Origin of the sequence: Pseudomonas fluorescens, from assembly GCF_902497785.1 — a bacterium.
In the GTDB taxonomy this organism is placed as follows: Bacteria; Pseudomonadota; Gammaproteobacteria; order Pseudomonadales; family Pseudomonadaceae; genus Aquipseudomonas; species Aquipseudomonas fluorescens_BO.
In genome coordinates, this window is the sequence record NZ_CABVHK010000007.1 from 255,798 (window position 1) to 277,135 (window position 21,338).

Genomic DNA, 21,338 nt, shown 5'->3' on the forward strand with positions numbered 1-21,338 from the left:
CAACATTTTCTGGAGGTGCAAATGGCACCTTACAAAAACGATTTCACGAAGGACTGAAGCGGCAAAATCGGCGAAAAAGCAGAGTTTAGTCGATAAACCACAGCCTTCTGCCGCAAACCCATTCAACCTGATCAGACGCAAAGGCCTGATAGGCGTGGCCGCCAGTAAAACGGATCAGTATCCTAGCACCCTCTCGCCCGCTGACGCTAAGACCAAGCGGGCAGCCCAACAGGTTTAAAAAACGAATGAATGCTCTAGCCCGCCGCGCTGCAGGCCTGCTGTTCAGCACAGTTTGTCTGCCATTTTCAGCCTTCGCTGCCGACCCGCAACCTACCCATGAATTTACCCTCGACAACGGCCTGAAGGTCGTCGTGCGCGAAGACCATCGGGCGCCGGTGGTGGTTTCCCAAGTCTGGTACAAGGTCGGCTCCAGCTACGAGACGCCGGGCCAGACCGGTCTGTCCCACGCCCTGGAACACATGATGTTCAAGGGCAGCGACAAAGTCGGCCCCGGTGAAGCGTCGCTGATCTTGCGCGACCTCGGCGCCGAAGAAAATGCTTTCACCAGCGACGACTTCACCGCTTATTACCAGGTGCTGGCCCGCGACCGTCTGGGTGTGGCCTTCGAGCTGGAAGCCGACCGAATGGCCAACCTGCGCCTGCCGGCCGACGAGTTCACCCGCGAAATCGAAGTCATCAAGGAAGAGCGTCGCCTGCGCACGGACGACAAGCCGATGTCCAAGGCCTACGAACGCTACAAGGCGATGGCGTACCCGGCCAGCGGTTACCACACGCCGACCATCGGCTGGATGGCTGACCTCGACCGGATGAAGGTTGAAGAGCTGCGCCACTGGTACCAATCCTGGTACGTACCGAACAACGCCACGCTGGTGGTGGTCGGCGACGTGACCCCGGACGAGGTCAAAACCCTGGCCCAGCGCTACTTCGGTCCGATCCCGAAACGCGACGTACCGCCGGCGAAAATCCCGCTGGAACTGGCCGAGCCCGGCGAACGGCAGATCACCTTGCACGTGCAGACGCAATTGCCGAGCCTGATGCTGGGCTTTAACGTGCCGAGCGTCGCCACCGCCCAAGACAAACGCTCGGTCAACGCCTTGCGCCTGATTTCGGCCCTGCTTGACGGCGGCTACAGCGGGCGCATCCCGACGCAACTGGAGCGCGGCGAAGAGCTGGTGTCCGGCGGCTCGTCGAGCTACGACGCCTACACCCGGGGCGATAGCCTGTTTACCCTGTCGGCAACGCCGAACACCCAGAAAAACAAAACCATGGCCCAGGCCGAAGCCGGTCTGTGGAAATTGCTCGATCAGTTGAAAAGCACCGCGCCGTCCGCCGAAGAGCTGGAACGCGTGCGGGCTCAAGTGATTGCCGGCCTGGTCTACGAGCGTGATTCGATCACCAGTCAGGCAACTGCCATCGGCCAACTGGAAACGGTCGGCCTGTCGTGGAAACTGATGGACACCGAACTGGCCGAACTGGAAAGCGTCACCCCGCAAGACATCCAGAACGCCGCCAAGCTGTATTTCACCCGCGAACGTCTCAGCGTCGCCCATGTCCTGCCACTGGAGACGACTCATGAGTGAGCGTAAAAAACCCCGCCTGGCCTTGATTGGCCTGATCGCCGTTGCGCTGATCGGCTCTGCGTCCTTCTATTTCCTGAAGTCCGATGAGTCCAACGCCAGCGAAGCCCTCGACAAGGCCAAATCCAGCCAGAAGCTGCAATCGCTGGCCGAACTCGACGGCAAGGCACCGAGCCGCCGCAGCCTCGACGTGCAGACCTGGAACACCGCCGAAGGCGCCAAGGTGCTGTTCGTCGAAGCGCGCGAGTTGCCGATGTTCGACCTGCGCCTGATCTTCGCCGCCGGCAGCAGCCAGGACGGCGACGCGCCGGGGCTGGCGGTGCTGACCAACGCAATGCTCAACGAAGGCGTGGCCGGCAAAGATGTCGGCGCCATCGCTCAGGGCTTCGAAGGCCTCGGTGCCGACTTCGGCAACGGCGCGTTCAAGGACATGGCACTGGCTTCGTTGCGCAGCCTGAGTGCCGCGGACAAACGCGAGCCTGCGTTGCAGTTGTTCGCTGAAGTCATCGGCAAGCCGACCTTCCCGGCCGATTCGTTTGCACGCATCAAGAACCAGATGCTCGCCGGCTTCGAATACCAGAAACAGAACCCCGGCAAACTGGCCAGTCTGGAGCTGATGAACCGCTTGTACGGCGATCACCCGTATGCGCATTCGAGCGATGGCACGGCGAAAACCGTTCCGGCGATCACGCTGGCGCAATTGAAAGCGTTTCATGAGAAGGCCTACGCCGCCGGCAACGTGGTGATTGCGCTGGTGGGCGACCTGTCTCGCGCTGAAGCCGAGGCGATTGCGGCGCAAGTGTCCAGCGCCCTGCCCAAGGGCCCTGCACTGGCAAAACTGGCGCAACCGGTCGAGCCGAAAGCCAGCATCGGCCACATCGAGTTTCCCTCGAAACAGACCAACCTGATGCTCGCGCAACTGGGCATCGACCGTGACGATCCGGATTACGCCGCCCTGTCCATGGGTAACCAGATCCTCGGCGGCGGTGGCTTCGGCACCCGCCTGATGAGCGAAGTGCGCGAGAAGCGCGGCCTGACCTACGGCGTGTATTCGGGCTTCACCCCGATGCAGGCGCGCGGCCCGTTCATGATCAACCTGCAAACCCGCGCCGAGATGAGTGAAGGCACGCTGAAACTGGTGCAGGATGTGCTCGCCGACTACCTTAAAACCGGCCCGACCGAAAAAGAGCTCGAAGACGCCAAGCGTGAACTGGCCGGCAGCTTCCCGCTGTCCACCGCCAGCAACGCCGACATCGTCGGCCAACTCGGCGCGATGGGTTTCTACAACCTGCCGTTGAGCTACCTGGAAGACTTCATGCAGCAGTCCCAGAGCCTGACCGTCGAGCAAGTCAAAGCCGCACTGAACAAACACTTGAGCACGGACAAAATGGTCATCGTCACCGCTGGCCCTACCGTGCCGCAAAAGCCGTTACCGGCCCCATCTGATAAACCTGCCGAGCAGCCGCTCGGGGTTCCGGAGCATTAATGGCCACTTCCCGTCCAAAAAAACCCGTCCACAACGTGCACAACGGCGTGAACCAACTGCGCATCATTGGCGGTGAATGGGGCAGCCGAAAGCTGAGCTTCCCTGATGCACCGGGCCTGCGTCCGACCCCGGACCGGGTGCGTGAGACCCTGTTCAACTGGCTCGCACCGTATGTTGCGGGCGCCAAGGTGCTTGATCCGTTCGCCGGCAGCGGCGCGCTGTTTCTCGAAGCCTTGTCCCGTGGCGCGGCCATGGGCCAGGCGCTGGACGCGAGCAACATCGCGGTGTCCTGCATCAAGGAACACCTGGGCACCCTGCGCTGCACCACCGGCCAGGTGCAAACCGCTGACGCGTTGCGTTATCTGGAAACCCAGCCCGCAGTGGCTTACGACCTGGTGTTCCTCGACCCGCCGTTCAACCAGAACCTGTTGCCCGCCGTGTGCACCCTGCTCGAAGAGCGCCAATGGCTGGCGGACGACGCCTGGGTCTACACCGAAAGTGAAAATGCGCCCTCGACGCTGGGATTGCCAGCTAACTGGCGCCTGCACCGCGAGCAGAAATCCGGGCGGGTTTACTACGCGCTGTGGCAACGCAGCCAATAACTGCCGCGCGGTACGATCTGTCCAGCTGAATGCCCGCTGTGCGTTAACTATCTACCGCACAACGGCGCATACAAATCCTCACAGTGGCTTACGTAATCTTCGTAAACCACTGAGGACAATTCCCCCATGGACACCTACCGCAGCAGGATGCTGCTTGTTCTATGCCTGGCCCCGTTAGCGGCATTCGCCGCACCGTCACCCACACACGAATTCGTTTTGGACAATGGCCTGAAGGTCATCGTGCAAGAGGATCACCGCGCCCCGGTGGTGACCTCTCAGCTCTGGTTCAAGGTTGGGTCCATCGACGAGGCACCGGGGCAGACCGGCCTGTCCCATGCTCTGGAACACATGCTCTACAAAGGCAGTAGCAAGACGTGCGCAGGAGAAGCGGCGGCAATTCTTGAATCACTGGGCGCGGCGGAAAACGCCGTGACCAGCAAAGATGTGACCTTTTACTACCAGACGCTGGCCACCCCCTACCTCGGCGTAGCGTTCGAGTTGATGGCCGATCTCATGTCGACCGCACACTTGCGGGCCGAAGACCTGACGCCGGAGTTGGCGGTGATTCGCGAAGAGCGTCGCCAGTTGGTGGACGACAGCCCCGATGAGACCGCGCTCGAACGGCTCATGACACTGGCCAGTCCCACCAGCAGCTACCGCACTCCGGTCATCGGCTGGATGAACGACCTGCACCGCTTGAACGCCGCCGATCTGCGCGCCTGGTATGAGTCACGTTACGCACCTGGCAACGCCACGCTGGTGGTCGTCGGTGACGTCACGCTCGATCAGGTCAAGCCTCTGGCACAGCGCTACTTCGGCGCTCTCGCCAGCCGCCCCTTTCCCCCTGTTCTGAAGCTGCTGGAGCTGCCGGAACCAGGCGAACGCAAACTCTCTCTTTATCAGGCGGTTCCGACGCCAGAGCTGATCATGGCGTTCAATGTGCCCGGCCTGGCGACGGCAGAGGTACGTCAGACCGCACACGCCCTGCGCTTGATCGAGATGCTGCTGGCGGGCTCTCAAAGCGCACGCCTGCAAAAGCGCCTGACGCATCAGGAACAGCTGTTCTCTCATGTCAGCTCCACCTATGACTTTTACAACCGCAGCGACACGCTTCTGGTGTTGCGGACGCGGCTCAACGGCAAGCATGCCGCCAGCCTCGACGAGGCGCAGACACGCATTTGGCAAATACTCGACGAACTGCGATCCACACCGCCCTCCACCGATGAGCTGGAGCGCGCGCGCACGCAACTCATCGCCCGGCGAATTTATGCACGGGACTTCATCGAGAACACGGCGCAGCACTTGGGCGCCCTGGAGAGCGCCGGACTGTCCTGGCAATTGATGGATCAGGACGTCGCCGACTTAAAGAAAGTGACGCCCGATGACATCCGCCGGGCCGCCGAGACGTACTTGATCCGTGAACGCCTGAGCACCGCCCATGTCCTCGTGGAGAAGAAAACCCATGAATAATTCTGCCCGCGGCCCTCGGGCCGCCCTGTTTTGCCTCGTGCTGACCGGTTGCCTGCCTGTCAGGTTGATGGCTGCTGATGCCCCACTACCCGCGCCAGCCGGTTTTCCTGCGTCAGTGCTGCAATCGCTGCTGGAAATCGACACTACCCAATCAAAACCACGCCCTTTGACCATCAAGGGCTGGAAAACCAAAGCAGACACCAAAACGCTGTTCATCGGCTCCTCGGCACTGCCGATATTCGATATTCATGTCAGCTTCGCCGCTGGCAGCGCCCTTGAAAACAATAAGCCCGGCCTCGCCGGCGTGACATTCGGCATGATGAATGAAGGTGTGGACGGCAAAACCGACCACGCCGCCATTAGCGAAACCTTCGATGGCCTGGGTGCAAAGCTGGAGATGAAGCTGGATCAAGAGCGTGCCACCTATTCCTTGCGCAGCCTCAGCGACCCCGAGAAAAGCGCGCCGGCGCTGCAATTGTTTGCACAGATACTTGGCCAGCCATCCCTGTCCGATGAAGCGTTGGTCAGGGTCAAAAGCGAGCTTGGCGGATTGCTTCAATCACGGCAGCAACAGCCGGCAGAGATTGCCTCGTTGCGCCTTCATGAGCTTCTGGCCCCCGAAACCGTGTACGCGCGCTCGATCTATGGAACTGACGCCGGCCTGGCGTCGATCACCCGCCAAGCCGTTCAGGATTTTCACCGACAGGCCTACTCGGCACGCCGGGCGCAAATCACCGTGGTGGGCGACTTGTCATTGGAGCAGGCTCAGGCCATCAGCCTGCAAATCGCCAACGCACTGCCCGACACAACTGTCAGCACGTCCCCGGCCGAGCCTTTGAAACCGGCTGGCGCGCAGATGACCAGCCATGTTGAGCGCCCTCAAGAGCAAGTTCATGTATTGCTCGGGCAGCCAAGCCTGTCGCGCCAGCATGAAGACTTCGTGGCGTTGTACGCAGCGACGTTGATCTTCGGCGGCGGGGGAAATTCTCACCTGATGACGGAACTGCGGCACAAGCGCGGTTTGGTGTACGACGCGCGCATTCAGACCACAGACTGGGCAGGGAGCGGACTGACGGCCATCTCTCTGGATATCAGTCCGCAATTCTCTGACGGCACGGTGGCGCTGGTGAGGTCGATGTTCAGCAATTACTTGCGTGACGGGCCTACCCGGACAGAGCTCGATCATCTCAAGCGTCGGTTGGCCAACAGGAGCGTTCTTGACAGCGCCAGTAACGCGCAAATCCTCAAGCGGCTGGTCGAAATCAACCGCCATCACTTACCCCTCGATCTGGACTTTTTCGTAGAGCAGGTGCAACGACTCACGCTCGAGCAAATCAAGACCGCACTGAACAAGCACCTGAGTGACGATCAATGGCGAGTGGTCACGGTGGGGCCCACGGCTGCGCAACTGCCGCTGGTGCATCCGGCCAATGCGCCCGCCGACGATCCGTCCCGGCACACGTGTCGCGCTGACGCGAGCTTTGTGGCAAGTTAGGTTTTCATGGAATGCGGCAGCCGTACCTTCGCGCCTGCCGCTTCCTGCATCACTTTCCTGAGATTTGCCGTGCGCGCCTTTTTGCCTCCCTTCGCCTCCCACCTTCCGTTCACGCCAGCCTTCGGCCTCGGCAATCCCCACCTGCAAACCCTGTGGGGCCCGCTATGGCGCAAGACCACGCACATCGAGCGCGAGCGCGAGCGTTTGTGGCTTGAAGATGGTGATTTTCTGGATCTGGACTGGCACGGCCCGCACAGCGCCGATGCCCCTCTGGTGCTGGTGCTGCACGGGCTGACCGGCTCTTCCAACTCGCCTTACGTGGCCGGTGTGCAACAAGCGCTGGCCGCGCAAGGCTGGGCCAGCGTCGCGCTGAACTGGCGCGGTTGTTCGGGCGAGCCCAACCTGTTGCCGCGCAGTTACCATTCCGGCGCCAGTGAAGACCTCGCTGAAACCATCAGGCACCTGCGGGCAAAACGGCCGCTGGCCCCGTTGTACGCGGTCGGTTACTCACTGGGTGGCAATGTCTTGCTCAAGCATTTGGGCGAAACCGGCGACGACAGTGGCGTGCTCGGCGCCGTGGCAGTGTCGGTGCCGTTTCGGCTCGATCAGTGCGCCGACCGCATCGGCCAGGGGTTTTCCAGGGTTTATCAGGCGCATTTCATGCGCGAAATGGTCGCCTACATCAAGAACAAGCAGCGGCAGTTCCAGCACGACGGGCGCGAAGACAGCCTAGCGCAGCTGGCGGCACTGGGCTCGCTGGAAAACATGCGCACGTTCTGGGATTTCGACGGCCGGATCACCGCACCGCTGCACGGCTACACCGACGCCCAGGATTACTACCGCCGGGCGTCGAGCCGCTATTTTCTTGGCGAGATCCGTACACCGACGCTGATCATTCAGGCGGCCGATGACCCGTTCGTGTTTCCTCACAGCGTGCCACACTCGCAGGAATTGTCCGCTTGCACACAAATCGAGTTGCACGCCAAGGGTGGGCACGTGGGCTTCGTCGATGGCTCGCTGCGTCAGCCGGGTTACTACCTGGAACGGCGCATCCCGCAGTGGCTCGCCGCTGTAGGCCGCCATTAAAGGCAGTGCGCTATTGAGAAGCAAAAAGATCGCAGCCTTCGGCAGCTCCTACGATGAAATGTGTACACCCGTAGGAGCTGCCGAAGGCTGCGATCTTTTGATCTTCACTCGCCGATAGCGATGCCGTGCGCAGAATCATTGATCCACTCGCTCCACGAACCGGCGTACAACGAACCCAGCGGGTACCTGCGTCAGCCGGGTTACTACCTGGAACGGCGCATCCCGCAGTGACTCGCCGCTGTAGGCCGCGATTAAAGGCAGTGCGCTATTGAGAAGCAAAAAGATCGCAGCCTTCGGCAGCTCCTACGATGAAATCGTGTACACCCGTAGGAGCTGCCGAAGGCTGCGATCTTTTGATCTTCACTCGCCGATAGCGATGCCGTGCGCAGAATCATTGATCCACTCGCTCCACGACCCCGCATACAGCGACCCCAGCGGGTACTTGCGTCAGCCGGGTTACTACCTGGAACGGCGCATCCCGCAGTGGCTCGCCGCTGTAGGCCGCGATTAAAGGCAGTGCGCTATTTGAGAAGCAAAAAGATCGCAGCCTTTCGCAGCGCCTACGATGAAATGTGTACACCCGTAGGAGCTGCCGAAGGCTGCGATCTTTTGATCTTCACTCGCCGATAGCGATGCCGTGCGCGGGATCATTGATCCACTCGCTCCACGACCCCGCATACAGCGACCCCAAGGGATAACCGGCGAGGCACAAGGCAAACAGGTTGTGGCACGCCGTCACGCCGGAGCCGCAATAGGCTACCAATTCGGTCGGCGAGCGATCGCCCAGTTTCGCCGCGAAGCGTTGCTTGAGCTGATCAGCTGGCAGGAAACGCCCGTCGCTGCCCAGGTTGTCAGTGAACGCCGCGCATTGCGCACCCGGGATGTGCCCGGCAATCGGATCGATCGGTTCCACTTCGCCCTTGAAGCGCGGCAAAGCGCGGGCATCGAGCAAGGTCAGCGCGGGCTGGCCGAGCCGTTGCTGGAGCTGTTCGGCACTCAGGATCAGCGCGTTGTCTGGCGTTCCGCTGAAGGTGCCTGGCTCGATGTCGCACGCATCCAGGCTCAGCGGCAAACCCGCTGCGTGCCAGGCCTTGAGCCCGCCATCGAGGATGAACACGCCGTCGCGCTTGCCCAGCCATGCCAGCAACCACCAGGCCCGCGCCGCGTAGGCACCGGGGCCGTCGTCGTACAAAACCACCTCGCTGTCGGCGTTGATGCCCCAGGTCTGCAAGCGTTCGATCAAGGCTTCAGGATCAGGCAACGGATGACGCCCGGTCACGCCCTTGACCACCGTCCCGCTCAAGTCACGTTCGAGATCGGCAAAGCTCGACCCGGCAATGTGCCCTTCGGCATAGCTGCGCTGGCCGTAGTCAGGGTCTTCGAGGGCAAACCGACAATCGAGAATCACCAGCCCCGGCTGGTCCTTTTTCAGGTCCAGGGCCTGCGGGCTGATCAGTTGCGCAATGGGCATGACAGACTCCTGTAATGAGGCGATGGTGGATCCTAGTGCACTTCTTCCAACGCCTGGGCCAACGGCACGTAAAACTCCTCGAACAACGCGTTGACCGCGCTGCGGGACTCATCAGTGACGAAGCCGGCCTCAAGCACCAGCACTTGATACACGCCGCGCTTGATCGCCTGTTCGCTCAGGTGATTGGAATTTTCCCGCGTGGTGCACAGAAAACGCACCCAGGACGTGAGGATGATCCACGCGTTGAGGGTCAGGGATTCGATCTGCACCCGGTCCATCTTCAGGATGCCGGCCGCGACGAACCCTTCGTAAATGGCCGCGCCCTGGATCACGCAGCGCTGGGAAAAGCGCCGGTAACGGCCGGCCAGTTCCGAATCACTGTCGAGCAGGTGTTCGAGGTCACGGTGCAAAAACCGGTAGCGCCACATCGCCGCCAGCAGCTCCTTGAGGTAGTAGCGCTTGTCCTCCACCGTCGCGGCACGGCCCTGCGGCGGGCGCAGGAAGCTGTCCACCAGGCTCTCGTACTCACTGAACAGCACGGAGATGATCGCCTGCTTGTTAGGGAAGTGGTAGTAGAGGTTGCCCGGGGAAATTTCCATGTGGGCAGCAATGTGGTTGGTGCTGATGCTGCGCTCACCTTGCTGGTTGAACAGCTCAAGGCTGTTCTGCACGATGCGCTCGCTGGTTTTTATTCTTGGGGCCATGGCTTGAGCTTTAATTCAGAGTGCGATGACGGGCATCTTACGACCTATCCGCCAGTGGATAAAACAAAGCTGCGCCATCAACTGATTTGACTTTATAGAGCATAGACTCTAAAAAGTCTCTCATTACAATAAAATCCGGAGCCCACAATGACTGCTGACATCGCCTACCTGCAGGACCTGCAGAAGCCGCTGGAGGAACTCCAAAGCCTGTTTGATGCGCAGCGCGCCGCCTATGCCGCCAACCCGATGCCACCCGCCGCGCAACGCCAGCAATGGTTGAAAGCCCTGCGCGATCTGTTGAGCAATGAACGCCAGGCGCTGATCGACGCCATCAGCCAGGACTTCAGCCACCGCAGCGCCGATGAAACCCTGCTCGCTGAATTGATGCCCAGCCTGCACGGCATTCACTATGCGAGTCAGCACCTCAAAGGCTGGATGAAGCCGTCACGGCGCAAGGTCGGCGTTGCCTTTCAACCCGCGTCCGCCAAAGTCGTGTATCAACCGCTGGGCGTGGTCGGGGTGATCGTGCCGTGGAACTACCCGCTGTACCTGGCCGTCGGGCCACTGGTAGGTGCGCTGTCGGCGGGCAATCGGGTGATGCTCAAACTCAGCGAATCGACCCCGGCCACCGGGTTGCTGCTCAAGGAATTGTTCGGCCGGATCTTTCCCGAAGACCTGGTGTGCGTGGTGCTCGGCGAGGCCGACATCGGCGTGGCGTTCTCCCGCCTGCGTTTCGATCACCTGTTGTTTACCGGCGCCACCAGCATCGGTAAACACGTGATGCGCGCTGCCGCCGAGAACCTGACACCGGTGACACTGGAACTGGGCGGCAAGTCCCCGGCCATTGTTTCCCGGGATGTGCCGTTGAAGGACGCCGCCGAACGCATCGCTTTCGGCAAGACGCTCAACGCCGGGCAAACCTGTGTTGCCCCGGATTACGTGCTGGTGCCGGAAGACCGTGTCGGCTCTTTTGTCGAAGCCTATCGCCAGGCGGTTCGCAGTTTTTATCCGACCCTCGCTGACAACCCGGACTACACCGCAATCATCAATGACCGACAGCTGGCCCGGCTCAACGGCTACCTCAGCGATGCCACCAGTAAAGGCGCGTTGCTCATTCCGCTGTTCGATCAAGGCCAGGGGCGCCGTATGAGCCACAGCCTGCTGCTCAACGTCACTGACGACATGATGGTGATGCAGGACGAGATCTTCGGGCCGCTGCTGCCGATCGTGCCGTACAAGGATCTGAATGACGCGTTTGCCTACATCAATCAACGACCTCGTCCGCTGGCGCTGTACTACTTCGGCTACGACAAGGGCGAGCAAAATCGCGTCCTCCACGAAACCCATTCCGGTGGCGCGTGCCTGAACGACACCTTGCTGCACGTCGCGCAGGACGACATGCCCTTCGGCGGCATCGGCGCCTCGGGCATGGGCCATTACCACGGCCACGAAGGCTTTCTGACCTTCAGCAAGGCCAAAGGGGTGCTGATCAAACAGCGTTTCAACGCGGCGAAACTGATCTACCCACCGTATGGCAAATCCATTCAGAAACTGATCCAGAAGCTGTTTATCCGCTAACGATCTTTACCGTCGGGTAATAACAATAATGAGCCCAGACCTGTCCGATACACCCGCGCTGTCACGGCGCGGCTTGCTTAAATTCAGCCTCGGTGCGAGTGCGTTCCTGGCCACTGCCGGGTTGGGCGCGAGCCTCAGCGGGTGTTCGTCGAGCACTTCCGCCAGCGGCTTCGCGATGTTGCGCAGCGGCGATCTGCTGTTTTTGCGCGCGCTGCTCCCGGTGATGCTCGAAGGCGCCGTGACCGTCGAAAAAATGCCGACAGCCGTCGATGACACGCTGAAAACCCTGGATAACGGGCTGGATCATCTGTCGCCGGAAATGCTCAAGCTGACCCGGCAATTGTTCGATGTGCTGGGAATGGCCGTCACTCGCGGGCCGCTGACCGGAATTTGGGGCAGTTGGGAAAACGCCAGTGGTGATGAGATCCGCCGTTTTCTCGATCGCTGGGAAAACAGTTCGCTGAGCCTGTTGCGCATGGGGCATAGCTCGTTGCAGCAGATGGTGATGATGGCGTGGTACAGCCGCCGGGAGTCGTGGGCGCATTGCGGGTATCCGGGGCCGCCTTCGGTTTGAAACCGAGTTGCCCCCATCGTCGGAATGCCGCCCAGACCAAGCTCGCTCCCACAGGATTTGCGGTTGACCACACTTTTGTGTACGGCTCAAAACCCTGTGGGAGCGGGCTTGCCCGCGAAGGCGGCCTGCAGAACGACATATCTCTCAACTATAAAAACAAGAGACCCCGAATATGCCCGTACCCGACCCGTTCCGCGAAGGCATAGCCCGTGGCTGGAAAACCCGCAGCGGCGCGCAATTGACCGAAGACCTGACCCTCGAAGCCGATGTGGCGATCATCGGCAGCGGTGCCGGCGGCGGCACCAGCGCTGAAATCCTCAGCGCCGCCGGCTACAAGGTGTTGCTGATCGAAGAAGGCCCGCTCAAGACCAGCAGCGACTTCAAGATGCTCGAAGACCAGGCCTACACCAGTCTCTATCAGGAAGGCATCGGCCGCATGAGCAAGGACGGCGCGATCACTATCCTGCAGGGACGCGCGGTGGGCGGCACGACGTTGATCAACTGGACTTCAAGCTTTCGCACCCCGAACCCGACACTCGAACACTGGGCGAAGGAGCACGCCGTCCAAGGCCACAGCCCGGCCGACATGGCGCCTTGGTTCGAGAAAATGGAACAGCGTCTTGGCGTCGCCCCCTGGCTGGTTCCGCCGAATGCCAACAATGACGTGATCCGCAAAGGCTGCGATCAGCTCGGCTACGCCTGGCACGTTATTCCGCGCAACGTGCGGGGCTGCTGGAACCTCGGTTACTGCGGCATGGGCTGCCCGACCAACGCCAAGCAATCGATGATGGTCACGACGATTCCGGCGACCCTGGAAAAAGGTGGCGAACTGCTTTATCTGGCTCGCGCTGAACGATTAATGATCAAGGACGGCAAGGTCACGGGCCTGGAATGCGTGGCGATGGACGAGCGCTGTGTCGCCCCCACGGGCCATAAAATCACGATCAAGGCGCGGCATTACGTGCTGGCCGGTGGCGGGATCAACAGCCCCGCGCTGCTGTTGCGCTCCGACGCGCCTGATCCGCACAAGCGACTGGGCAAGCGGACCTTCTTGCATGTGGTGAACATGTCCGCCGGACTGTTCGACGAAGTGATCAACCCGTTCTACGGCGCGCCGCAATCGATTTATTCCGACCATTTCCAGTGGCTGGACGGCACCACCGGCAAAATGTCTTACAAACTTGAAGTGCCGCCACTGCACCCGGCGCTGGCGGCCACCTTGCTCGGTGGTTTCGGCAAGGAAAACGCACAACACATGGCAAACCTGCCCCACACCCACGCCATGCTGGCGTTACTGCGCGACGGTTTCCACCCGGACAGCCCCGGCGGCAGCGTCGAATTGCGCGGCGATAACACGCCCGTGCTCGACTATCAGGTTTCACCGTACGCCTGGGACGGTTTGCGCCGTGCGTTTCACAGCATGGCCGAGATCCAGTTCGCCGGCGGCGCCCGCGCAGTCATGCCGATGCACGCCGACGCGCGTTATGTGAACACCTTGGCCGAGGCGCGCACGCTGATCGACGGCCTGAGCCTTGAGCTGTACCGCACACGCCTGGGCAGTGCGCATGTGATGGGCGGTTGCGCCATGGGCGAGGACCCGAGAAACGCCGTGACGGACAGCCTCGGACGCCATCATCAAATCGGCAACCTGTCGATCCACGATGGCTCGTTGTTCCCCACCAGCATTGGAGCAAACCCGCAATTGTCGGTCTACGGCCTGACTGCGAAATTGGCGACTGCGCTGGCCGAACGTTTGAAAAACCCGTGAAAAGAGCGAATATTCCCATCGTCTATAGTGCTTTGTTACGTAAAAGGCGACTTGGCCGACCGGGAAGCCTGCGATACCATCCGACTCCCCAACGGACTCCCGCCAGGACGACGCGATGAACCGAGTGTTGTACCCAGGTACCTTCGACCCTATTACCAAGGGCCATGGCGACTTGGTCGAACGCGCCGCGCGCCTGTTCGATCACGTGATCATCGCCGTCGCTGCCAGCCCGAAGAAAAACCCGTTGTTTCCCCTGGAACAGCGTGTGGAGCTGGCCCGCGAGGTCACTAAACATCTGCCGAACGTGGAAGTCGTCGGTTTCTCGACGCTGTTGGCGCACTTCGCCAAAGAGAAAAACGCCAACGTATTCCTGCGTGGTTTGCGCGCGGTGTCGGACTTCGAATACGAATTTCAGCTGGCCAACATGAACCGTCAGCTGGCGCCGGACGTAGAAAGCCTGTTTCTTACCCCGTCCGAGCGCTATTCGTTCATTTCCTCGACGCTGGTCCGTGAAATCGCGGCGCTGGGTGGCGATATCACCAAGTTCGTTCACCCTGCGGTGGCGGACGCCCTGACCCAGCGCTTCAAAAAGTAGGCGCTGGCGAAGGCTGCGATCTTTTGCAGCCACCTGCCCTTGATCGCACCCGCGTGCACTGCGCCCTCCAATGCGGCACAATTACGCGCATTGGTTTATTGCGCCCGGGCCTTCCGCCCTGGCTGGAGTTAGCATGTCCCTGATCATCACCGACGATTGCATCAATTGCGACGTCTGCGAACCCGAGTGCCCGAACGCCGCCATCTCCCAAGGCGAAGAGATCTACGTGATCGACCCGAACCTGTGCACGCAGTGCGTCGGCCACTATGACGAACCTCAGTGCCAACAGGTTTGCCCGGTGGATTGCATTCCCCTGGATGAAGCACACCCGGAAACTGAAGAGCAGTTGATGGCGAAGTATCGGATCATCACCGGTAAGGCTTGAAGCCCCTGAAAGATCGCAGCCTGCGGCAGCTCCTACATTGTTCGGCGTGCACCTGTAGGAGCTGCCGAAGGCTGCGATCTTTGATCCCGCTTCACTCCCGCTGCTCAAACTCCTCCCCGATACACCCCAGACACCGCACAAACGCCGCTTTCCCCGGATCGACCACCAGCGCCTTGCCGACATCGCCAATGCCGCCACCGAACGCGGTAAACGGCAACGCCACCACAAACAAACCGGCACCGACCACCGTCGCCACGATCAACAAGGGGCGGGCGATCAGCAAGTCGCCGATCATGGCGTAGGCAGGCGGATTCTGGATGGTGTAACGCGGGTCGCCGCTACCGGTGCTGGCCGCCAGCGCAGGCGTACCGATGCTCAGCATCAACGCGACGGCAAGGGTACGGAACAGGTTCATGGCTCGGTCCTTCGGCTAGGCAGTCAGAACACACACTATAGACCGTCAGTGCATCAGCTCTGACAGCGCGGGCAAAACACACTGGCGCGCTGCCCGAGTTTGACGTCGCGCAGCTCCGTCCCGCAAACCTTGCACGGCTCGTAGCCGCGGCCATACACGAACAATTCCTGCTGGAAATAGCCGGGCTGACCGTCACCGCCGATAAAGTCGCGCAACGTGGTGCCACCGCGCTCGATGGCCGCCGCCAGAATGCGTTTGATCTCGATTGCCAGCTTCAGATAGCGCGCCCGGGAAATGCTTTTTGCCTCACGGCGCGGGTCGATACCGGCCGCAAACAGCGCTTCGGTCGCGTAGATATTGCCAACGCCCACCACCACTGCGTTATCCATGATGAACGGCTTGACCGCCATCGAGCGCCCACGGGACTGCTGGAACAAACGGTCGCCGTCGAACAGGTCGGTCAAGGGTTCAGGCCCGAGGCGAATCAGCAGTTCGTGATTGAGCGGGTCGAGGCTCCAGAGCATCGCGCCAAACCGTCGCGGATCCGTATAGCGCAGGGCCAGGCCAGACTCCAGTTCAATATCCACATGCTCATGCTTGGCAGCCGGCATGCCGATTTCCACCAGACGCAGATTGCCCGACATGCCCAGATGGCTGATCAAGGTGCCGACTTCGGCATTAATCAACAGGTACTTGGCGCGCCGTTCAACCAGCACGATCCGCTGCCCGGAGAGGCGCACATCGAGGTCTTCGGGAATCGGCCAGCGCAGGCGCCGGTCCCGCACGATCACCCGGCTGACGCGCTGGCCTTCCAGGTGAGGCGCGATCCCGCGGCGGGTGGTTTCGACTTCCGGCAGTTCAGGCATGGCGCTCTCGAATCAGGCTGTCACGACACTCAGCGGTGCGTGCCGAGGTCGCGAATCGTTTGTTTGAGGGTCTCGAAATCGTAATCCGACAGGCCGACGTAATCGAGCACCAACGGCGCAATGCTGTTCCATTCGTGGTCTTCGTTCTGGCTGCCCAGCACCCGATAGGACGCACAAATGTGCTCGGCCATTTTCAGGATCGCCAGCAGGTTCTTCAGCTGGCTGTTGCGCGAAGACTCATCGCTGAAAATCGCCAGCGCGTTGTGGTGATTGGCGATTGCGTTGCTGACATGCTCCGGCAGGCGCCAGGATTTGGCCGTGTAATAACCGACCACCGCATGGTTGGTATTGAACACCTGATTCTCGGTGTCCACCACCCGGCATTCAGCACTGGCGTTTGCGTAGGCTTTTTCGAGCGTCTGCATGTAGTCGGGGAAGCGTTGCAACATCAGTGGCACGCCGCAATCGTGAAACAGGCCCAGCGCGTAGGCTTCATCGCCCGGCTGGACGCCGATGCGCTTGGCCAGGGTCAGGCAGGTCATCGCCACGTCTTGAGCGGTGTCCCAGAAACGGTTCAGGGTGACGATGGTGTCATCGTTCATTTCGCCCTTGATCGACTGCGCGTTGATCAGGTTGATGATCGAACGGCTGCCCAACAGGTTCACCGCGCGCTGGATCGAGGCAATTTTGTTGCTCAAGCCGTAATACGGCGAATTGACGATTTTCAGCAGGGAACCCGAGAGGCCCGGGTCCTGGGAAATGAGCCTGGCGATCACCTCCAGATCCGGATCGGGCATGTACTGTTCCATTTGCAGATCCACCATGATCTGCGGCTGGGCCGGTACGCTGATGCCTTGCAGGGACTGTTGGATCTGTTCGGTGGTCAGCTCTTGGGACATAAGTACACACTCTGGGACAGGCGGCGATTCTAACCTTTATAAAGTTGGATCCGACACACCGGTCTGCACAAACCTGGAAAAGATCGCAGCCTTCGGCAGCTCCTACGCCGACCGCGTTACCCCGTAGGAGCTGCCGAAGGCTGCGATCTTTGCGGCTGCACCACAAAACCCCTGCGTTCATCGCCCACCCGGCCCGCCACCACCCTCAACACGCTATACTCCCGCTCTTTTTTCCGGAGCGACGTCATGTCCCTGCCTAGCCTGCGCCTTAAAGCCAACGCCGACCGTCGCCTGCGAAACGGCCACTTGTGGGTCTACAGCAACGAAATCGACGTGGCCGCCACCCCGTTGCACGGCTTCAAGGCCGGCGATCAGGCGATCCTCGAAGCGGCCGGTGGCAAGCTGCTAGGCATCGTTGCCATGAGCCCCAACAACTTGATCTGCGCCCGCCTGCTGTCGCGCGACATCAAGTTGCCGCTGGACAAGTCGCTGCTGGTACACCGCTTGAACGTCGCCCTGTCCCTGCGTGACCGCCTGTTCGACAAGCCGTTCTATCGCCTGGTCTACGGCGATTCCGACCTGCTGCCAGGTCTGGTGGTCGACCGTTTCGGCGACATTCTGGTGGTGCAGATCGCTTCGGCGACCATGGAAGCCCATAAAGAAGACGTGATTGCGGCGCTGACTCAAGTACTCAAGCCAAGCGGCATTCTGTTCAAGAACGACTCCGCTGCCCGTGACGCCGAAGGCCTCAACCGCTACGTCGAAACCGTGTTCGGCCTCGTGCCGGAGTGGGTAGCGCTGGAAGAGAACGGCGTGAAATTCGAAGCACCGGTTATTCAGGGCCAGAAAACCGGCTGGTTCTACGACCACCGCATGAACCGTGCGCGTCTGGCGCCTTACGCCAAAGGCAAACGCGTACTCGACCTGTACAGCTACATCGGCGGCTGGGGCGTGCAAGCGGCCGCCTTCGGCGCCAGTGAAGTATTCTGCGTCGATGCCTCGGCCTTCGCCCTCGACGGCGTCGAGCGCAACGCCGCGCTGAACGGTGTCGCCGAGAAAATAACCTGCCTCGAAGGCGACGTCTTCGAAGCGCTGAAAGAGTTGAAAGCCGGCGAAGAACGCTTCGACGTGATCGTGGCCGACCCGCCGGCGTTCATCAAACGCAAGAAAGACATGAAAAACGGCGAAGGCGCCTACCGTCGCCTGAACGAGCAAGCCATGCGCCTGCTCAGCAAGGACGGCATCCTCGTCAGCGCTTCGTGCTCGATGCACCTGCCGGAAGACGATCTGCAGAACATCCTGCTGAACAGTGCCCGTCACCTGGATCGCAACATCCAGCTGCTGGAACGTGGCGGTCAAGGCCCGGATCACCCGGTACACCCGGCGATTGCTGAAACCCGTTACATCAAAAGCATTACTTGCCGGTTGCTGCCAAACAGCTAACAACACAACACTGTAGGAGCGAGCTTGCTCGCGATGGTCTCCAACGATAACGCTGGATGCCTGACACCCCGCGTCGCTCTCAGGTTTTTCGCGAGCGAGCTCGCTCCTACATGTCCATGACATCTCCAGAACTACTGTCGCAACGACAACTGCCCGTCCCGCACCTACCGTTTCTCTTCAACTATCAGAAGAAGACAACGGAATGTCCAAAACGCCGAATGCCCATCGCTTACGTACAGGCCGTCACTCTGAACCGGGCCGCATCTATCTACTCACCGCTGTTACTCATCAACGACAACCGGTCTTCAAGGATTGGCACATGGGTCGGTTAGTGGTGAACGAGTTCAGAAAAGCGCAGGAAGATAGTCATGCCACTTCTTTGGCCTGGGTTGTAATGCCTGATCACTTCCACTGGTTGGTTGAGCTGCATAACGGTGATTTGCCGAAACTGATGCAAGTCACCAAATCCCGCTGTGCACGACTCATCAATCAGGAGCGAGGCTTTTCAGCGCCTGTATGGCAAAAGGGCTACTTCGACAGGGCGTTGCGTCGCGAGGATGATTTAAAAGCAATGGCTCGCTATATCGTTGCGAACCCGTTGCGAGCAGGGTTAGTCGCACGTATCGCTGACTACCCCCTGTGGGATGCCATCTGGATGTGACAATCCATTCATTGTAGGAGCGAGCTTGCTCGCGATGGTCGTCAACGATAACGCGGGAAGCCTGACACCCAGCGGCGTTCTCGGGTTTTTCGCGAGCAAGCTCGCTCCTACAGGCATTCCCTCCCGCCGCCAGCCGTGTAGAATCGCGACATTCATCGCCAGTCATCCCCCGGCGGGTTTATGAGCTCAAGCTGAAGCGCGCGGCGATCCCGCAAAGTTATCAGCAACTTCCGGACACACGGCCATTTCTGAGTGTTCCAGACGTCAATAGAAGCTCACTTCCCTTTTGATACCTGATTAGCCGCCCGGAGTGCTTCATGCCTGATTACCGCTCGAAAACATCCACCCACGGCCGCAACATGGCCGGCGCCCGCGCACTGTGGCGCGCCACGGGGATGAAAGATGACGACTTCAAAAAGCCGATCATCGCCATTGCCAACTCGTTCACCCAGTTCGTCCCGGGCCACGTCCACCTCAAGGACCTGGGCCAACTGGTCGCTCGCGAAATCGAACGCGCCGGTGGCGTTGCCAAAGAATTCAACACCATTGCCGTCGATGACGGCATCGCCATGGGCCACGACGGCATGCTGTATTCGCTGCCGAGCCGCGAGATCATCGCCGACTCCGTCGAATACATGGTCAACGCCCACTGCGCCGATGCCATCGTCTGCATCTCCAACTGCGACAAGATCACCCCGGGCATGCTGATGGCGTCTTTGCGCCTGAACATCCCGGTGATCTTCGTGTCCGGTGGCCCGATGGAAGCCGGCAAGACCAAACTCGCCAGCCACGGTCTCGACCTCGTCGACGCCATGGTGATCGCCGCCGACTCCAGCGCTTCTGACGAGAAAGTCGCCGAGTACGAGCGCAGCGCTTGCCCGACCTGCGGTTCGTGTTCCGGCATGTTCACCGCCAACTCGATGAACTGCCTGGTTGAAGCCCTGGGCCTGGCCTTGCCGGGCAACGGTTCGACCCTTGCGACCCACAGCGACCGCGAGCAACTGTTCCTGCAGGCCGGTCGCACCATCGTCGAGCTGTGCAAGCGTTACTACACCGACAACGACGAATCGGTATTGCCGCGCAACATTGCCAACTTCAAGGCGTTCGAAAACGCCATGACGCTGGACATCGCCATGGGCGGTTCCACCAACACCATCCTGCACTTGCTGGCCGCGGCCCAGGAAGCCGAGATCGATTTCGACCTGCGCGACATCGACCGTCTCTCGCGCCACGTGCCGCAACTGTGCAAAGTCGCGCCGAACATCCAGAAGTACCACATGGAAGACGTGCACCGTGCCGGCGGGATCTTCAGCATCCTCGGTTCGCTGGCCCGTGGCGGTCTGCTGCACACCGACCTGCCGACCGTGCACAGCAAGACGCTGGCCGAAGGCATCGCCAAGTGGGACATCACCCAGACCGACGACGAAGCGGTGCATCACTTCTTCAAGGCCGGCCCTGCGGGCATCCCGACGCAGACCGCATTCAGCCAGTCGACCCGCTGGGAAACCCTGGACGACGACCGTGAAAACGGCTGCATCCGCAGTGTCGAACATGCGTACTCGAAAGAAGGTGGCCTCGCCGTTCTGTACGGCAACATCGCGCTCGACGGCTGCGTGGTGAAAACCGCCGGCGTCGACGAGTCGATCCACGTGTTCGAAGGCAACGCGAAGATCTTCGAAAGCCAGGACAGCGCCGTGCGCGGCATCCTCGCCGACGAAGTGAAGGCCGGCGACATCGTGATCATCCGTTACGAAGGCCCGAAAGGCGGCCCGGGCATGCAGGAAATGCTGTACCCGACCTCGTACCTGAAATCCAAAGGCCTGGGCAAAGACTGCGCCCTGCTGACCGACGGCCGTTTCTCCGGCGGTACGTCGGGCCTGTCGATCGGTCACGCTTCGCCGGAAGCGGCAGCGGGCGGCGCGATTGGTCTGGTGCAGGACGGCGACAAAGTGCTGATCGACATTCCAAACCGCTCGATCAACCTGTTGATCAGCGACGAAGAAATGGCCGGCCGGCGTGCCGAGCAGGATCAGAAAGGCTGGAAGCCTGTGGAAAAACGTCCACGCAAGGTCACCACCGCACTGAAGGCTTACGCCCTGCTGGCGACCAGCGCCGACAAGGGTGCGGTGCGTAACAAGGCGATGCTTGACGGGCTGTAAGGCTTAAGCGTCGAACAAAAAATACCCCGCCATGTGCGGGGTATTTTTGTTTGCGGCGGTCCCTGTAGGAGCTGCCGCAGGCT

The 21,338-nt window shown here is 60.7% G+C and carries 19 protein-coding genes; 14 read left to right on the top strand and 5 right to left on the bottom strand.

From position 1 onward, the window contains the following. Nucleotides 1-245: 245 nt before the first annotated feature. From F8N62_RS13080 to F8N62_RS13105, 6 genes are all read left to right on the top strand, one after another. A complete protein-coding gene (locus F8N62_RS13080; protein ID WP_150711306.1) occupies nt 246-1,601 on the top strand; it encodes a M16 family metallopeptidase in 1,356 nt (451 codons plus the stop codon). After that, entirely contained in the window at nt 1,594-3,084 is a 1,491-nt protein-coding gene (locus F8N62_RS13085) for a M16 family metallopeptidase (RefSeq protein WP_150711307.1), read from the top strand. Before F8N62_RS13080 ends, F8N62_RS13085 begins: the two co-directional genes overlap by 8 nt. Next, nucleotides 3,084-3,686, top strand: a complete 603-nt coding sequence (gene rsmD / locus F8N62_RS13090) for a 16S rRNA (guanine(966)-N(2))-methyltransferase RsmD (RefSeq protein ID WP_150711308.1) — start codon at nt 3,084-3,086, stop codon at nt 3,684-3,686. The genes F8N62_RS13085 and rsmD overlap by 1 nt, the downstream gene beginning before the upstream one ends. Before the next feature lie 126 nt (nt 3,687-3,812). After that, complete coding sequence (locus tag F8N62_RS13095) at nt 3,813-5,156, top strand: M16 family metallopeptidase (protein ID WP_150711309.1); 1,344 nt, start codon at nt 3,813-3,815, stop codon at nt 5,154-5,156. Beyond that, nucleotides 5,149-6,651, top strand: coding sequence for a M16 family metallopeptidase (locus F8N62_RS13100; protein ID WP_191632380.1), 1,503 nt, complete (start codon nt 5,149-5,151; stop codon nt 6,649-6,651). Before F8N62_RS13095 ends, F8N62_RS13100 begins: the two co-directional genes overlap by 8 nt. A gap of 81 nt (nt 6,652-6,732) precedes the next feature. Continuing rightward, on the top strand, nt 6,733-7,737 hold the full coding sequence (locus F8N62_RS13105) for a hydrolase (RefSeq protein ID WP_150711352.1): 1,005 nt from the start codon (nt 6,733-6,735) through the stop codon (nt 7,735-7,737). A gap of 616 nt (nt 7,738-8,353) precedes the next feature. Here the strand turns inward: F8N62_RS13105 and F8N62_RS13110 are convergent. Together F8N62_RS13110 and F8N62_RS13115 are read right to left on the bottom strand one after the other, a co-directional pair. After that, nucleotides 8,354-9,208, bottom strand: coding sequence for a sulfurtransferase (locus F8N62_RS13110; protein WP_150711311.1), 855 nt, complete (start codon nt 9,206-9,208; stop codon nt 8,354-8,356). Between the two features lie 32 nt (nt 9,209-9,240). Next, the gene (locus tag F8N62_RS13115; protein WP_150711312.1) at nt 9,241-9,912 is read right to left on the bottom strand and encodes a TetR/AcrR family transcriptional regulator; all 672 of its coding nucleotides are present in this window, start codon (nt 9,910-9,912) and stop codon (nt 9,241-9,243) included. 147 nt (nt 9,913-10,059) lie between these two features. Between F8N62_RS13115 and F8N62_RS13120 the strand changes: the two genes are divergently transcribed. The 5 genes from F8N62_RS13120 to F8N62_RS13140 all read left to right on the top strand — a co-directional run bounded on the left by F8N62_RS13120 (nt 10,060) and on the right by F8N62_RS13140 (nt 14,812). After that, entirely contained in the window at nt 10,060-11,490 is a 1,431-nt protein-coding gene (locus tag F8N62_RS13120) for a coniferyl aldehyde dehydrogenase (RefSeq protein ID WP_150711313.1), read from the top strand. Nucleotides 11,491-11,518: 28 nt separating this feature from the next. After that, the gene (locus tag F8N62_RS13125; RefSeq protein WP_150711314.1) at nt 11,519-12,064 is read left to right on the top strand and encodes a twin-arginine translocation pathway signal protein; all 546 of its coding nucleotides are present in this window, start codon (nt 11,519-11,521) and stop codon (nt 12,062-12,064) included. A 172-nt stretch (nt 12,065-12,236) separates the two neighbouring features. Further along, complete coding sequence (locus tag F8N62_RS13130; protein ID WP_150711315.1) at nt 12,237-13,832, top strand: GMC family oxidoreductase; 1,596 nt, start codon at nt 12,237-12,239, stop codon at nt 13,830-13,832. Nucleotides 13,833-13,947: 115 nt separating this feature from the next. Further along, nucleotides 13,948-14,427 (top strand): pantetheine-phosphate adenylyltransferase, encoded by a 480-nt coding sequence (gene coaD / locus F8N62_RS13135; RefSeq protein ID WP_123509806.1) that lies wholly within the window; start codon nt 13,948-13,950, stop codon nt 14,425-14,427. A gap of 133 nt (nt 14,428-14,560) precedes the next feature. Next, nucleotides 14,561-14,812 carry a YfhL family 4Fe-4S dicluster ferredoxin gene (locus tag F8N62_RS13140; protein WP_010466792.1) on the top strand — a complete coding sequence of 84 codons (252 nt, stop codon included), beginning with the start codon at nt 14,561-14,563 and terminating at the stop codon, nt 14,810-14,812. 91 nt (nt 14,813-14,903) lie between these two features. Here F8N62_RS13140 and F8N62_RS13145 read toward each other — a convergent pair whose 3' ends face one another. The 3 genes from F8N62_RS13145 to F8N62_RS13155 are packed head-to-tail and all read right to left on the bottom strand — an operon-like array spanning nt 14,904 to nt 16,992. Further along, nucleotides 14,904-15,227, bottom strand: coding sequence for a multidrug transporter (locus F8N62_RS13145; RefSeq protein ID WP_150711316.1), 324 nt, complete (start codon nt 15,225-15,227; stop codon nt 14,904-14,906). Nucleotides 15,228-15,280: 53 nt separating this feature from the next. After that, nucleotides 15,281-16,093 (bottom strand): bifunctional DNA-formamidopyrimidine glycosylase/DNA-(apurinic or apyrimidinic site) lyase, encoded by an 813-nt coding sequence (gene mutM / locus F8N62_RS13150; protein WP_150711317.1) that lies wholly within the window; start codon nt 16,091-16,093, stop codon nt 15,281-15,283. Between the two features lie 29 nt (nt 16,094-16,122). Continuing rightward, entirely contained in the window at nt 16,123-16,992 is an 870-nt protein-coding gene (locus tag F8N62_RS13155; protein ID WP_150711318.1) for an HDOD domain-containing protein, read from the bottom strand. Between the two features lie 246 nt (nt 16,993-17,238). On the opposite strand from F8N62_RS13155, the gene F8N62_RS13160 reads away from it, so the two are divergent. From F8N62_RS13160 to ilvD, 3 genes are all read left to right on the top strand, one after another. Further along, on the top strand, nt 17,239-18,435 hold the full coding sequence (locus tag F8N62_RS13160; protein WP_150711319.1) for a class I SAM-dependent rRNA methyltransferase: 1,197 nt from the start codon (nt 17,239-17,241) through the stop codon (nt 18,433-18,435). Between the two features lie 202 nt (nt 18,436-18,637). Further along, nucleotides 18,638-19,096 carry an REP-associated tyrosine transposase gene (locus tag F8N62_RS13165; RefSeq protein ID WP_150711320.1) on the top strand — a complete coding sequence of 153 codons (459 nt, stop codon included), beginning with the start codon at nt 18,638-18,640 and terminating at the stop codon, nt 19,094-19,096. A gap of 317 nt (nt 19,097-19,413) precedes the next feature. Further along, nucleotides 19,414-21,255, top strand: coding sequence for a dihydroxy-acid dehydratase (gene ilvD / locus F8N62_RS13175; protein ID WP_150711322.1), 1,842 nt, complete (start codon nt 19,414-19,416; stop codon nt 21,253-21,255). Nucleotides 21,256-21,338: the final 83 nt, after the last annotated feature.